General features: G+C 44.6%; 12 protein-coding genes. 6 read left to right on the plus strand and 6 right to left on the minus strand.

Annotation, left to right across the window (positions count from 1 at the left end; all coding sequences use genetic code 11):
- Nucleotides 1-22: 22 nt before the first annotated feature.
- Both tsf and rpsB read right to left on the minus strand, forming a co-directional pair.
- Nucleotides 23-883, minus strand: a complete 861-nt coding sequence (gene tsf, locus ACMXYU_RS14415; RefSeq protein ID WP_415885837.1) for a translation elongation factor Ts — start codon at nt 881-883, stop codon at nt 23-25.
- Between the two features lie 108 nt (nt 884-991).
- Nucleotides 992-1,726, minus strand: a complete 735-nt coding sequence (rpsB, locus tag ACMXYU_RS14420) for a 30S ribosomal protein S2 (RefSeq protein WP_415885838.1) — start codon at nt 1,724-1,726, stop codon at nt 992-994.
- Nucleotides 1,727-1,970: 244 nt separating this feature from the next.
- Between rpsB and map the strand changes: the two genes are divergently transcribed.
- Genes map through ACMXYU_RS14435 form a run of 3 tightly spaced genes read left to right on the plus strand, consistent with a single transcriptional unit; the run spans nt 1,971 to nt 5,825 of the window.
- Nucleotides 1,971-2,744, plus strand: a complete 774-nt coding sequence (gene map, locus ACMXYU_RS14425) for a type I methionyl aminopeptidase (protein WP_415899220.1) — start codon at nt 1,971-1,973, stop codon at nt 2,742-2,744.
- Between the two features lie 41 nt (nt 2,745-2,785).
- Nucleotides 2,786-5,485 (plus strand): [protein-PII] uridylyltransferase, encoded by a 2,700-nt coding sequence (locus ACMXYU_RS14430; RefSeq protein WP_415899221.1) that lies wholly within the window; start codon nt 2,786-2,788, stop codon nt 5,483-5,485.
- A 49-nt stretch (nt 5,486-5,534) separates the two neighbouring features.
- Nucleotides 5,535-5,825: a DUF1244 domain-containing protein gene (locus ACMXYU_RS14435; RefSeq protein ID WP_415901132.1), complete on the plus strand. Its 291-nt coding sequence runs from the start codon at nt 5,535-5,537 to the stop codon at nt 5,823-5,825.
- Between the two features lie 65 nt (nt 5,826-5,890).
- Here ACMXYU_RS14435 and ACMXYU_RS14440 read toward each other — a convergent pair whose 3' ends face one another.
- Both ACMXYU_RS14440 and ACMXYU_RS14445 read right to left on the minus strand, forming a co-directional pair.
- On the minus strand, nt 5,891-6,376 hold the full coding sequence (locus ACMXYU_RS14440) for an LPP20 family lipoprotein (protein WP_415899222.1): 486 nt from the start codon (nt 6,374-6,376) through the stop codon (nt 5,891-5,893).
- Between the two features lie 8 nt (nt 6,377-6,384).
- Nucleotides 6,385-7,110 (minus strand): FlgO family outer membrane protein, encoded by a 726-nt coding sequence (locus ACMXYU_RS14445; RefSeq protein ID WP_415899223.1) that lies wholly within the window; start codon nt 7,108-7,110, stop codon nt 6,385-6,387.
- A gap of 215 nt (nt 7,111-7,325) precedes the next feature.
- On the opposite strand from ACMXYU_RS14445, the gene ACMXYU_RS14450 reads away from it, so the two are divergent.
- Nucleotides 7,326-8,537 (plus strand): flagellar assembly protein T N-terminal domain-containing protein, encoded by a 1,212-nt coding sequence (locus ACMXYU_RS14450; protein ID WP_415899224.1) that lies wholly within the window; start codon nt 7,326-7,328, stop codon nt 8,535-8,537.
- Between the two features lie 60 nt (nt 8,538-8,597).
- Here the strand turns inward: ACMXYU_RS14450 and ACMXYU_RS14455 are convergent, their stop codons facing one another.
- Nucleotides 8,598-9,254, minus strand: coding sequence for an OmpA family protein (locus ACMXYU_RS14455; RefSeq protein ID WP_415899225.1), 657 nt, complete (start codon nt 9,252-9,254; stop codon nt 8,598-8,600).
- Nucleotides 9,255-9,494: 240 nt separating this feature from the next.
- Between ACMXYU_RS14455 and ACMXYU_RS14460 the strand changes: the two genes are divergently transcribed.
- Both ACMXYU_RS14460 and ACMXYU_RS14465 read left to right on the plus strand, forming a co-directional pair.
- The gene (locus ACMXYU_RS14460) at nt 9,495-11,405 is read left to right on the plus strand and encodes a beta-ketoacyl synthase (RefSeq protein ID WP_415899226.1); all 1,911 of its coding nucleotides are present in this window, start codon (nt 9,495-9,497) and stop codon (nt 11,403-11,405) included.
- A gap of 14 nt (nt 11,406-11,419) precedes the next feature.
- On the plus strand, nt 11,420-11,821 hold the full coding sequence (locus ACMXYU_RS14465; RefSeq protein WP_415899227.1) for a hypothetical protein: 402 nt from the start codon (nt 11,420-11,422) through the stop codon (nt 11,819-11,821).
- Here the strand turns inward: ACMXYU_RS14465 and ACMXYU_RS14470 are convergent.
- The gene (locus ACMXYU_RS14470; protein ID WP_415899228.1) at nt 11,813-12,580 is read right to left on the minus strand and encodes a TatD family hydrolase; all 768 of its coding nucleotides are present in this window, start codon (nt 12,578-12,580) and stop codon (nt 11,813-11,815) included. The genes ACMXYU_RS14465 and ACMXYU_RS14470 overlap by 9 nt on opposite strands.
- Nucleotides 12,581-12,641: the final 61 nt, after the last annotated feature.

Genomic DNA, 12,641 nt, shown 5'->3' on the forward strand with positions numbered 1-12,641 from the left:
AATCCATAAGCTTTAGAGCTTATTAGCCGTTAAGCTGAGCAGCAACTTCTGCAGCGAAGTCTACTTCTTCAACTTCAATACCTTCACCCACTTCGATACGAGTGAATGCAGATACAGTAGCGCCAGCATCTTTTGCTACCTGACCAACTTTCTGATCTGGGTTTTTAACAAAAGCTTGCTCTACTAGGCTGTTTTCAGCCAAGAACTTGTTGATACGACCAGTAACCATTTTTTCTGCAATCTCTGCAGGCTTGCTCGCCATATCTGGCTGTGCAAGAATGATTTCTTTTTCTTTCGCAACAACTTCTTCAGGCATATCTTCTTTGTTAACAACCTGAGGGTTAACAGCTGTAACATGCATAGCGATGTCTTTAGCTGTTTCTTCATTACCACCTTCAAGCTGAACAAGCGCAGCAATTTTGTTGTTGCTGTGTACGTAAGCACCAACAACGCCACCTTCAACTAGGAATACGCGACGCACACCGATGTTCTCACCGATTTTTTGAACCAATGCATCACGTGCATCAGTTAGTTCACCAGCCATCAACGCTTCAACGTCAGTCGCTTTATCAGCAAACGCTTTTTCTAGCACAACATTTGTAAAAGCAAGGAAGCCTTCATCGCGTGCTGCGAAGTCAGTTTCAGAGTTAACTTCTACTGCTACCGCGTAGCTGTTATCGTCTGCAACTTTAACAACCACAACACCTTCAGCTGCAGTACGACCTGCTTTTTTAGCAGCCTTCATACCAGAAGCTTTACGTAGCTCTTCAATCGCCTTCTCGATGTCGCCACCAGCTTCTTTAAGTGCTTTTTTACACTCCATCATGCCTAGACCAGTACGGTCACGCAGATCCTTAACCATTGCAGCGGAAATGTTCGCCATATCGAATACCCCTATAAAATAATCGCGGGTTAATCAAAAAATCCAAAAAAGGGGGCAAGGCCCCCTCTATAAAGTCAAAGAGAATACGCTGCCGTATCCCCAGCAGAATTATTCAGCTGCTTTTTCTTCAACTTCAACGAATTCGTTTTTGTCGCCAGCAGTTGCTTCGATACCTTCTAGGCAAGCATCAGCTGCAGACTTAACGTAAATCTGGATTGCACGCAGTGCATCATCGTTACCAGGGATAACAACATCAACGCCATCTGGGTTGCTGTTAGTATCAACGACACCGATAACTGGGATACCCAGTTTATTTGCTTCATTTACTGCGATACGCTCGTGGTCAACGTCGATTACGAACAAAGCATCAGGCAGACCGCCCATCTCTTTGATACCACCGATAGAACGCTCTAGCTTTTCCATTTCACGCTGACGCATCAAAGCTTCTTTCTTAGTTAGCTTCTCAAACGTACCATCCTGGCTCTGACCTTCCAGATCGCGTAGGCGACGGATAGACTGACGGATAGTTTTGTAGTTAGTCAGCATACCACCCAACCAACGGTGGTTTACGTATGGCATACCTGCACGAGTAGCTTCTTCTTTAACGATTTTGCTAGCAGCGCGCTTAGTACCAACGAAAAGAACTTTATTCTTGTTGGAAGCCATACCCTGGATGCTATCTAGTGCACCGTTAAGCGCAGGTAGAGTGTGCTCTAGGTTGATGATATGAATCTTGTTACGAGCACCGAAAATGAATTTAGACATTTTCGGGTTCCAGTAACGAGTCTGGTGACCGAAGTGAACGCCTGCTTTAAGCAGGTCACGCATAGTAATTTTAGCCATTATATTTTCCTAAAATTGGGTTAAACCTCCACGATCCCCAACATCCAACCCGAAGGCACCCTGAACATTGTGTCGGAACGTGTGTGATATATATTTTTGCTTACGCAAATTGAGCGCGGATTTATACCATAACCACCCAATAATATAAAGCCTATTTCTATTCCTGCAGCAGGATTGCTACAATCCCCTTCAGTTAAACTTTAATACACCGCTTCTGGCGGTTTCACAGGACAATTGACAGCTTATGAGCATCAAAATTAAAACACCTGAAGAGATCGAGAAAATGCGCGTTGCAGGCCGTTTGGCTGCCGAAGTTCTCGAAATGATCGAGCCATATATAAAACCGGGTGTCACCACAAATGAGCTGAACCAAATTTGTCACGACTACATTGTGGATAAGCAACAAGCCATTCCTGCACCGCTTAACTACCATGGTTTCCCAAAATCTATCTGCACCTCAGTTAATCAGGTTGTTTGCCATGGCATTCCAAATGACAAAAAACTGAAAGATAGCGATATCATCAATGTTGATATCACGGTAATCAAAGATGGCTATCACGGCGACACCAGCAAAATGTTTTTTGTGGGCAAGGAACTACCTCATGCCCGTCGCCTAGTCGATATAACTTTGGAATGCATGTACAAAGGAATCAAACTGGTTAAACCGGGCGCACGCCTAGGAGATATCGGCCACGTAATCCAAACCCATGCAGAACAAAATCACTATACTGTGGTTCGTGAATACTGCGGCCACGGCATTGGTGCTGAATTCCACGAAGAACCTCAAGTTCTGCATTACGGTAAAGCAGGTACTGGCGAGATCCTTGAGGAAGGCATGATTTTTACAATCGAGCCAATGATCAATGCAGGAAAACGACAAGTTAAACTATCTAAGAAGGATGGTTGGACTGTTGAAACAGCTGATCGTCGCTTATCAGCACAATGGGAACACACAATTTTAGTAACTGCCGATGGTTACGAGATTCTAACCCTTCGTTCTGATGAGAATCTTCAGTAAATCATTCACTACGCGAAATAAACAAAGCGGGTAATGCTAAGATGTCGACCACCCTCCACCAGCAACTAGCCGAAGAAGAAATCATCGACATCGATGATTTTAGAACCAAGTTAGCGGAGACAACCTCCCCTATCCCACTGTACAAAGAGGCGCTGTGTACGATAAAAAACAGCCTTGATGATCGCTTCAAGGCTGGAGAGGATATCCGCAAACTAATCTACGGCCGTGCGTGGGAAATTGATCGCATCTTACAAGTCGCTTGGTCTCAATACCCCTGGCCTGAAGATAAGATCTCGCTTATTGCTGTTGGCGGCTACGGCCGAGGCGAACTGCACCCGCATTCAGATATTGACCTACTAATCCTCTTGGATGATGAGGTTAATGCTGAAGATCTACACGATTCAATCAGCGCATTTTTAACCACCCTATGGGATATCAATTTAGATATAGGTTCCAGTGTTCGAACACTCAGCGAGTGCTACAAAGAAGCACAAAGCGATATTACGATCGCCACCAATCTGATTGAATCTCGCACACTGACAGGCAATCCTGATCTACACACACAGATGTATGACAGGGTGACATCAGAAGGCGCTTGGACCGATAAAGAGTTCTTCCTAGCCAAGCAAAAAGAGCAAAAAGAACGCCACAAGAAGACCAACAACACTGAGTATAACTTAGAGCCCAACCTTAAAAATTCACCTGGCGGCCTGCGCGATTTACAAACCATAGGCTGGGTATCCAAAAGGCATTTCGGCTCTACCTATATTCGCGACCTAGTTGAAGATGGCTTTCTAACTGAAACAGAGCTAGATATCTTAAATAAAGGCGAGTTGTACCTATGGTCTGTTCGTTATGCACTACACATGCTCTGTAACCGTCGTGAAGACCGTTTATTGTTTGATCATCAGCGAACACTAGCCGAGTTCTTTGGCTACAAAGATGAAGAAGGCAAGCTTGCCGTAGAACAGTTCATGAGCAAGTACTACCGCATTGCCATGACCATGTCAGAATTCAACGACATGCTACTGCAACACTTCGACGAAGCGATCCTCCGCGGCAATGAAGAGCAAGTGATCATCCCTCTAAACAATCGTTTCCAGATTCACAACGATTACTTAGAAGTCACTCACGAAAACACTTTTGAACACCAACCTTTTGCCCTGATGGAGCTGTTTGTTCTATTAGCACAAAATCCATCCATTAAAGGTGTTCGCGCCTCGACTATTCGCTTAATTCGAGACAACCGTCACAAGGTTGATGACGAGTTTCGTAAGGATATTCGCAATACCAGTCTCTTTATGGAACTACTTCGCTCCCCAGAGCGAGTCTCCACCGAATTAAAACGAATGACACGATACGGAATTTTGGGTCGTTACCTACCTCAATTTGGCCGCATTATTGGTCAGATGCAGCACGACCTATTCCATATCTACACCGTTGATGCACACACCATGAAGGTGATACAAAAGTGCCGACAATTCAGACATCGCGACTACCGAGAAGAATTCCCAATTTGTCATCGCATTGTAAATCAGCTACCCAAAATCGAACTGCTATACATTGCCGGTCTTTTCCATGACATTGCCAAAGGCCGAGGCGGCGATCATTCAGAGCTAGGCGCTGAAGACGTACTCGAATTCTGCGATGAGCACCATTTAGGCAAGTGGGACAGCCATTTAGTATCTTGGCTCGTACGTAACCACTTACTTATGTCCATGACAGCTCAACGCAAAGACATTTCAGATCCGGAAGTTATCCACACATTTGCGCAACAAGTACGAGACATTGTGCATCTTGATTATCTTTACGTGCTGACTATCGCCGATATCAATGCTACCAACCACACGCTGTGGAACAGCTGGCGCGCAACGTTGATGCGTAAACTCTATACCGACACTAAACGCGCTCTGCGTCGCGGCTTAGAGAACCCAATCAATAAAGAAGACCGTATCGAACAAATTCAGCACGAAGCTCAGATTCTATTGGATCGACAAGGCGTAGAGAAAACCGATATACACACTTTATGGTCGTCAATAGGAGATGATTATTTCCTTAGAGAGACCGCCCAAAGCATCGCTGAACACACCAAGGCAATTCTAGAACATACAAAAGCAGATGAGCCGCTGATCCTGATTCGCCAAACATCTCACCGTGTATTTGAAGGCGCAACAGAGATTTTCATCTACAGCAAAGATATCAAAAACCTCTTTGCAGCCACTGTAGCAGCAATGGACCAATTACATCTCAATATTCAAGATGCGCGCATTATCGTGACAGATAGTGGCGAGGTCCTTAACACTTATACCGTTCTGTCAGATGACAATACGCCATTGTCGGAAAACCCGAGCCATCTGCAGTCGATCAAGCAACGCTTAATTGAAGAGCTCGACGACCCAGATGACTACCCGGACATCATCCAGCGACGCGTTCCGCGTCAAATGAAGCTGTTTGCTACACCTACACAAGTTTATGTAAGCAATGATCCATCTGCTCAACAGACCGTATTAGAAGTGATCACACCCGATCGACCGGGTCTACTTGCACGGATTGGCGGCATTTTCGCAGAGCACAACCTATCTGTTCGTAAAGCTAAGATCGCGAGTGTCGGCGAACGCGTAGAAGACTTCTTCTTCATCACCGACGAACAAGGCTTGCCAGTCTCAGATCCTAACTTATGTCAGACCCTTCAGGATCAGATCTGCCAGCAGTTGGATGAACACATCCAACACGAACGTTAATAGAGCCGTGCCTCAGGTAATCGAGGCGCTAAGAGAAAGTGAGGAAAACATGGATCAACAAACGCAAAACGAAATCGAAGCGGCTGTATTCCGTCGTCTACTAGAGCACTTAGACAACCGCAAAGACGTACAGAACATTGATCTAATGATTCTGGCGGGTTTCTGCCGTAACTGCCTGAGCAAATGGTACAAAGCCGAAGCTGAAAAGCGCGGCCAAGAAGTAGATTACGATGCTGCGCGAGAGTTGGTATACGGTGAGTCTTACGACACTTGGAAAGATAAATACCAAAAGAAAGCGACACCAGAACAGATGGCAGCATTCGAAGCGACTCAAAAATGATCGCTTAGCTTTAAAAAGTTAGGTAATAAAAAAGGGAGCATCTGCTCCCTTTTTTATTACTAAAATTAGCGGCTAATCCAGGCTCGCTGAACCTGATTTAGATCCACTTCTAATGTAGTTGCGTAAGTATCTTCTTGCACCGGATAAGTCTTCACAACTCTTGCCCCTCTAACAATTCCGGAAACAGCAGCTTTGAATTGATCATTTTGCAAAATCATATCCTGTACCGATGTTGTACCAAACAGATACTGACCATGCACAACACCCGCCAATTCTTGATAAGCTCTCAATTTAGAAGCGCGCATAGCCATCAAAATTTTATGCTGACGATTTTTCCCCGGTTGCAAGCTAATCGGCGCATAGCCCGTCGCTCTCACCCAATTAGGCTCTTTAGGCTCCTCAACACGGGTTGGAAAATTAACATCCGGTAAGGCTTCAACCATATCAATGGTTGTCTCAACTGCCGTTTCACACCCCTGAAGAAGTAAAACTGGCGTCAATAAAAGCAGCCCTGCCAATTTACGAAAAAGATTTGTGTATGCTTTTTTCATCTGATGATTTACCTAACCGGCCCACTTCCATTTTCGATAATCAAATCTTCATTTAACGCTTTGAGAGGATTATACCCTGGTAACCCGCCTTCTAAACGCGCGTTACTTACATGGCTCTGTCCAGTTGCCAACACCTGTCGAGTCGTTGTATCAATAACTCGGGCATTTATGACCATACCATCAGAATGTTGCGCATAAGTTCCTGTCACCAAGAAATACAATTTGTAGCGTGTTCTGAGGCCTGACAGGTTCTGTTTCGATAGCGGCTGCTTGGTTGATGTTGTTAACCCCGCCGCGCGGTAATCGATCAAGTTATAACCATGTTGTTGTAACTGATAAATAAACGCTTGTTCTAAACGTTCACCAAAGCGCCCAACTTTGCGCTCATTATGTAAGTTTGTGAATGGAATGACCGCCATTGGAAATTTTTTAACACGGTTCTGCTGCAAACCCGCCGTCATCTGTACAGCCATTTGCTGAACAGCCTCACTGAGAGGATCCAAACCATTTGGGGAAACATCAACCTGCACAACCTCTCGCTGCAACATCGCACGTTCTTTTTCCAACAGAGCTTCTTTTTCAGCGATATGCGCCTTTTCTAGCTTATGCAGTTCTGCAACGACTTCAGGACTCATACTTTCAATATGCACGGACTCAGGCCCAGCATCTTTATTTGTTTGCTGCATACAACCACTTAAACATCCGATCGCTAACAGCAGTAAAATATTTTTCATCCTGATCTTCCAAACTCAAAGGTTACGCACCACAATCTAACATAATCATCTAGGTATAGGGAGCAATACAAAACACGACCTTATACAATGATTTACAATCATATTGTAATTGCATACTGTCAGCTTTATGGGCCCTGAGATAAGATGCCCACAGTTCCAATATCTTTTATTTAAGTTATCTACATATAGTGTAAGTAATCGGTCAACGGTGAGATATGTTTAATCTAGTGCAAAAATTAATCTTAGCCTGCCTGCTTCTATTGCCCCTTTCAGTTCAGGCTGTTGTTGTTGAAGCGCAAGGCCAAGCGATTATTGCCAACAAAGATATAAACTCTGCTCGAGAAGCAGCAATTCGAGATGCTTCACAGCAAGCCTCTATGCAAGCCGCTGTTTATATTTCTAGCAGCCAAGTCGTTCGCGATGGCATCCTAGAAATCGACAATATGCAGATCAGCACCTTGGGCCAAGTATCCAATATAGAGATTATTGATGAGAAGGTCGTAGGCAATACTCTATTTATCCGTATTCGGGCTGATGTACTGATTGATCAAGGGTGCCACAACGGCGTAAGCAACAGTTACACAAAATCAATTGCCGTTACCGCCTTCCCATTACTAAAACTTAAACAAGCCAACCTAGGTGGCTTAGGCAGTGTGAGCAGTGTTTTTCCTGCTCAAATTGCACAACTGATGAATAACAAACAGTCTTTTGTTGCTCACAACGCCGGCCGTCTAAACCTTCATCCACAACCAGAATTCGCCCCAACCAATCAGTTGGATGACGGCGCCCTTTCCAGCATGCAACAAACAGCGGGCCAGCTAAATGTAAACTATGTTGTCTCCGGTGTTATCCGCGATATGTCGATGATGGATCCTCGCACTCATACTGAGAAAAACTTCCTAATCGACCTTTACAACACCTTGGATTACAAAAGCAAAAGACACTTAAGAAACTTTGAAATAGACCTATTTATCCATGATGGTATGACTGGCCATCTTGTCAGCCAAAAACACTATCAAACCGCTGGTCTCTGGAATCTAGATCGTACAATTAAAACAGGCTTCAATACTGCTGGTTTTTTCAAGCAGGATTATGGACAAAAAGTTAAAGAGCTCCAGCAAACCATTCTTGAAGAGCTTCAAAACGAATTACTGTGCGAGCCTTTCTCAACCATGATTACTCAAATTGAAGATCGAAATATTTGGATTAATTCTGGTAAACAACAGGGGTTAAAACGAGGTGATAAACTTACCATCTACCGCAAGTCCACTTATTACTCGCCAGATATGAAAGCGACCACTCAACTAACCAATACAAAACAAACATTGGTAATTGATGATGTCCAAATGGGTTCAGCTTCTGGCCACATCAGCAGTGCAGCTGCGTCATTCAACATTAGGCCCGGCGATTTAGCTATCGCTCGCTAGTGAAGAAAAGATAAGAAAGGACGCACTCGAGCCTTATAAGCTCGAGTGCCGTATCCATACTTAGCGACGCGTTCCGCTAATATTGATCTCTACACGACGGTTCTGTGAACGACCTGCAGAGGTTTTATTATCTGCAATTGGATAACGCTCACCATAACCACGCGCATTAATACGTAACCGCTCAACACCTGCACTCACAAGGTAATCACCTACTCGCGCAGCACGGCGCTCAGAAAGTTGCTGGTTATACTCAAAAGAACCAGAGCTATCTGTAAAGCCGTCAACATTCAGCTCAGTCTGATCAAACTTAGCCAATACCTTAGCTACTGAGTCCAACACCGGGTAAAAACTACCGGCAATACGATCAGAATCCACAGCGAATGTAATATTGCCAGGCATAATCAAACGAATAGAATCACCAATACGCTCAACTCGAACACCTGTACCTTCTAATTCTTGGCGCAACAAAGCTTCCTGTTGATCCATGTAATAGCCGATACCGCCACCAACAGCACCACCCACAAGAGCACCGGTCAAAGCACCTTTACCACGGTCACTTTTACTAGAAACAGCAGCACCAAGTACAGCACCTGCTACAGCGCCAATACCTGCACCCTTCGTAGTATTACCTACTTTCTGCTCACCTGTATAAGGATCTAGTGTTTGACACCCCGTTAGCAGAACACCTGTAACTGCTACAGCAATCAGTTTTTTCATGCATATCTCCTAAGATTCTTGCGCTCCCTGAATTCGGCCATAGTATGACTGAATATTGGCTGACTAAAAACAAATAAAATAAGTCATAGATGCTAGTCAGTACGGGTAAACACCGATAAAATAATACGATTGTAATTTTTAGATTTGGCCTATATCTACTACCGATTAAAATACGTTATTGTGTAGCGGTTAGATAGAGACCTTCGATTATCTGTAGTACTGCCCTTTGAGGAGATACAATTGTCCCAGCTTCCTGTCATTGTTGGTTTTGGTGGTATAAACCCTGCTGGACGTGCCTCATTTCACCATGCTTATCGCCGTTTAATCATCGATAAGCTGGATTCTAAATCTCGCACTGAGACATTAACCGATCTCGCTATTTTGACTGGCCTAGCAACAACATCTGAAGGCCAATATCTAAACCAAGAGGGCGAAGTTTGCACTGCAGAGGCACTTATTGCGTCTCTACAAGAACAACTACTCAATAGCACTCTGATCCGACAGATCGAAGGTAGCTGCTTTGACGTCAACAACGTCATGTTTAATAAGCCAGCAAGCATCAATTTAGGTGACGAAACCCTAAAATTCCAGCTACGTAAACGTCAAATGCCGCAAAACATTCCAAGTAATTGGCAAGTGACGGAGACATCTTCTGGGCAATTTGAAATCGAAGTCACAGGCAAATTAGAAGCAATTTTGCCGGATAGTAAAACAGCACCTGTTCAATCAGCAGGTCAACTGCCTAGCGGCTTCCAACCAGGCAAACTCTACCAATCTCGTAATCACCCACGTAATCTGCAGATGACTGTTTTTGCGGCATCAGATGCGATCTCTTCAAGCGGCATACCATTTGAACGCATCAGTGCTTACGTTGCACCAGACCAGATTGCCGTTTATGCGAGTAACTCTATTGGCCAATTAGATGATTTTGGTTTTGGTGGTTTAACTAAATTCCCAGCGATTGGTAAGCGCACAACATCAAAACAGATGCCTCTTGGCTATGCGCAAATGCCGGCCGATTTTGTGAATGCTTATATTCTAGGCAATGTAGGAACGACAGGCGGCGCTTTAGGTGCTTGTGCAACCTTCCTATATAACTTGCGCAGTGGCGTTAATGATATCCGCAGCGGTCGTCGCAAAGTAGTTTTAGTTGGCGGCAGCGATGCCCCAATTACACCCGAAGTTATCGAAGGCTTCCGCGCGATGGGCGCTCTTGCTGAAGATAAGGACCTTTTGGCTTTAGACAATCTTGCTGAACTCACCAGCGATGACTACCGCAAAGCATGTCGTCCGTTTGGTAATAACTGTGGATTCACCATTGGTGAAAGTAGCCAATTCGTATTATTAATGAGTGATGACCTAGCGGTTGAACTAGGCGCCGAAATCTATGGCGCTGTGCCAGAAGTATTTGTTAACGCCGACGGTCACAAGAAATCAATCTCAGCTCCAGGCGTGGGTAACTACATCACTCTAGCTAAGTCAGCTTCTTTGATCCGATCAATGCTCGGCGAAGAGTCACTGCAACAGCGCAGTTTTGTTCAGGCTCACGGAACAAGTACTCCGCAAAACCGCGTAACCGAATCTCATGTTATCAATGAGACAGCTAAAGCCTTCTCTATTGATAACTGGACAGTTTCCGCAGTTAAATGCTATCTAGGCCACTCGCAAGGTACAGCTGGCGGTGACCAATTAAGCACATCTCTAGGTACGTGGAAATACGGCTATGTCCCAGGCATCGTAACGACGCCTGCGTTTGCTGATGATGTTCACCAAAGTAACCTGAATCTAAGCAACCAGCACCATGAAGTGGGTGTAAACGGCATGGATTCTGTGCTTTTGAATTCTAAAGGCTTTGGCGGGAACAACGCATCTGCACCTGTGCTAGCGCCACATGTTGTCCACAACATGCTTAAAAAGCGTTACAGCGCTGCACAATTAAAAGAGTATCAGAACAAGCTTGAGCAGACGCGTGCTGTCGCCAGTGCTTATGACCAAGCAGCCATTCTTGGTGAAGCTAAACCAATCTATCGCTACGACCACAACGTTCTACAAGGCGAAGATCTTAAAATCACTGATTCACAAATAAAACTTCCAGGCTATGCCAACCCTGTGAGCTTAGAAGTTAGTAACCCTTTTGAAGACCTTTGCTAAATAAGGATATGAGTATGCGTAATGCAGTATTACTTTTAATTGCTGGTTTGGGCTTGAGCGGCTGCATGAGCATGGACTCCCTTTCTCTAGGCAAATCCGAACCAACTAAAACGGACTATTACCTAATCGATACGAAGTTTCGTTTTATCTGCTTAGGTAATACGACTCAATGTCGTGACATGACAAAGATTGTTTCTTCTCGTTCGCAGCTTGCGCCTATTGAAAAAGCTTACGGTACTCCAATCAAAGGTCCAAACTATCCAGTATCACTCACCCGTATGCTTCTAAACCCTGCCGATGGCAGTTACACCAGTTCACCTGCTGGAACCACAGGCCGCTACTTTAAGATTCCTGTTAACGACAAGACACAAATCGCTTGGGATGCTCTAGGCACTATTGAAAGCGGTTTATATTAATCGCAATAGGTTCTTTGATTGCTGGGTAGTGATAGCTGCAACCTCCTCCAGAGCTATTTGACGAAGTTCTGCTATCACACCTGCCACTTTTGCTACATTAGCTGGAAGATTAACCTCCCCCTGATATCCAGCCAAAGGCATATCTGGCGCATCCGTCTCTAACACAAACGACTCTAGCGGCAATTCGCACACTAACCGCCTTATCTTCTTCGCCCGCTCATAAGTAACCGTTCCACCAATACCCAATTTGAAACCTAAATCCAGATATTGTCTTGCTTGTTGCTCACTTCCAGAGAAAGCATGCACAATACCACCTCGCTCTAGCTGAATTAGCCGCAACTGTTTTAACATCTGGTCATGCGCTTTACGAACATGCAGCAATACCGGCAGGTTAAACTTCTTTGCCAAAGCCAATTGTTCATTCAAATAGAGTAATTGTTGATCTAGATTGGCCTCAGGAATAAAAAGGTCCAGACCTATCTCACCTACAGCACAGACCTGTTCAGTCGCCAACAAGGTTTCTAAAAGTTCAAGATCTGCCTGCGTGTGCTTTGCCATAAAGCAGGGATGTAAACCAAGCGCAGCGTAGAGGTTATGATCCGACTTAATCAGACTCAATAAGTCTTGCCACCTATCAGCGATAACACCAGGCACGACAATATCGCTTACACCGGCGCTTCTTGCCTGAAGAAGTATTTCTTTCCGAGAAAGATCAAATTCTGAGAAGTCTAAATGACAGTGGCTATCGATAAATTGCATAGCATTAGATTAGGGCGGGAAATACATGGCTGCAAGCCTAGATGCTTGCAGCCATTTATTT

This window comes from Neptuniibacter sp. QD48_11 (genome assembly GCF_047778095.1).
Classification (GTDB): domain Bacteria; phylum Pseudomonadota; class Gammaproteobacteria; order Pseudomonadales; family Balneatricaceae; genus Neptuniibacter.